General features: G+C 71.4%; 1 protein-coding gene. It reads right to left on the bottom strand.

Going from position 1 to position 1,605, the window contains the following annotated elements; translation table 11 throughout:
- Positions 1–131: 131 nt before the first annotated feature.
- A complete protein-coding gene (gene moeZ / locus ACFV6I_RS23920; RefSeq protein ID WP_380341410.1) occupies positions 132–1,310 on the bottom strand; it encodes an adenylyltransferase/sulfurtransferase MoeZ in 1,179 nt (392 codons plus the stop codon).
- Positions 1,311–1,605 lie beyond the last annotated feature (295 nt).

Here is a 1,605-nt window from a genome sequence, read left to right as displayed (position 1 = left end):
GGGGCTTGTGGTGACACCCCCCCCCCCCCCGGCGGGCGCGGCGGGGGCGCGCCCTCCCGCCCCCGGGTGCCGGGGGGGGCCCCGCGGGGGGGCCCCCTTCCGGTACGTTCCGGCGTCTACGTTCCGGCGTCCTAGTAGACCGGCTTGTGCGGCTCGATCTGGTTGACCCAGCCGAGCACGCCGCCGCCCAGGTGGACGGCGTTGGCGAAGCCGGCCGCCTTGACCACGGCCAGCACCTCGGCCGAGCGCACGCCCGACTTGCAGTGCAGCACGATCTTGCGGTCCTGCGGCAGCTTCTCCAGGGCGTCGCCCATGAGGAACTCGTTCTTCGGGATCAGCACCGCGCCGGGGATGTTGACGATCTCGTACTCGCCGGGCTCGCGGACGTCGATCAGGAAGATGTCCTCCTTGTCGTCCTGCCACTGCTTGAGCTGCGCCGAGGTGACGGTCGAGCCCGCGGCGGCGGCCTGCGCCTCCTCCGACACGACGCCGCAGAAGGCCTCGTAGTCGATCAGCTCGGTGACCGTCGGGTGCTCGGAGCAGACGGCGCAGTCCGGGTCCTTGCGGACCTTCACCTGGCGGTAGTTCATCTCCAGGGCGTCGTAGATCATCAGCCGGCCGACCAGCGGGTCGCCCACGCCGGCCAGCAGCTTGATCGCCTCGGTGACCTGGATCGAGCCGATGGACGCGCACAGCACGCCCAGCACGCCGCCCTCGGCGCAGGAGGGGACCATGCCCGCCGGCGGGGCCTCCGGGTAGAGGCAGCGGTAGCAGGGGCCGTGCTCGGCCCAGAACACGCTGGCCTGGCCGTCGAAGCGGTAGATCGAGCCCCACACGTACGGCTTGCCGAGCAGCACCGCGGCGTCGTTCACCAGGTAGCGGGTGGCGAAGTTGTCGGTGCCGTCCACGATCAGGTCGTAGCCGGCGAAGATCTCCATGACGTTGGAGTTGTCGAGGCGCTCCTCGTGGAGGATCACGTCGACGTAGGGGTTGATCTCCTTGACCGAGTCCCGCGCCGACTCCGCCTTGGAGCGGCCCACGTCCGACTGGCCGTGGATGATCTGGCGCTGCAGGTTCGACTCGTCGACCACGTCGAACTCGACGATGCCCAGCGTGCCGACACCGGCCGCGGCCAGGTACATCAGCGCGGGCGAGCCCAGGCCGCCGGCGCCGACGCACAGCACCTTGGCGTTCTTCAGCCGCTTCTGCCCGGCCATGCCCACGTCGGGGATGATCAGGTGGCGGGAGTACCTGCGGACCTCGTCAACGGTGAGCTCGTCAGCCGGCTCGACCAGGGGTGGCAACGACACGGGGACTCCGATGGGTGTCTGGTTCAGGTGGCCTGGGCCAGCCTCATGGTGGTTGCTGCGCCGCCACGCGGGTGGCTCCTAGGCCAACAGTGTCACGCCCCTCCGGTATTCCGAGACAGCTCGTCCGATGGGCGAGACAGCCGGCGTCGGATCGTGGGACCGCCCGCGGGAGCCCGGAAAAGGGGGGGGCCCCGGGGGGGGCCCCGGGGGCGGTGGGGCGGGGGGGGGTGGCGGGGGAGGTGGCCGGGGTTGGGCGGGCCACGGCCGTGCAGGCCGCACGCGTTCGTACCAGGGC

It is taken from the genome of Kitasatospora sp. NPDC059803, from assembly GCF_042732255.1.
Lineage (GTDB): Bacteria > Actinomycetota > Actinomycetes > Streptomycetales > Streptomycetaceae > Kitasatospora.
This window is presented reverse-complemented; position numbering and strand designations above follow the sequence as displayed.